Annotated in this window: 1 protein-coding gene; it reads left to right on the top strand. The window is 47.2% G+C overall.

Annotated elements, in window-relative coordinates; genetic code table 11:
- Positions 1–113: 113 nt before the first annotated feature.
- Positions 114–218, top strand: a 105-nt coding sequence (locus tag HJY11_RS14285; RefSeq protein ID WP_208076537.1) for a DUF4250 domain-containing protein, incomplete at its 3' end; no start/stop codon positions are given.

The following is a 218-nucleotide window of genomic DNA, read 5'->3' as shown; positions in this document are numbered from 1 at the left end:
CTGTTTTGAAGAACAGGTAATGGAAGAAGTGCCGTTTGCATTGCATGATATCCGTCCTGCAATCATTGTGACGGACCAAAAGTGTTACGAGTAGGAAAAGGATGTGAGAGAAGATGGCAGACTTGCCGAAAGATCCGGCGATGCTTCTTAGCATCGTCAATATGAAGCTGAGGGATTTCTACCCGTCGCTGGACGTTCTGTGCGACGATCTGGAAATC

This window comes from Bittarella massiliensis (ex Durand et al. 2017), assembly GCF_017566145.1.
Lineage (GTDB): Bacteria > Bacillota > Clostridia > Oscillospirales > Ruminococcaceae > Bittarella > Bittarella massiliensis_A.
Note: the sequence above shows the minus strand (reverse complement) of the source record. Positions and strands in the feature narration are given on the sequence as shown.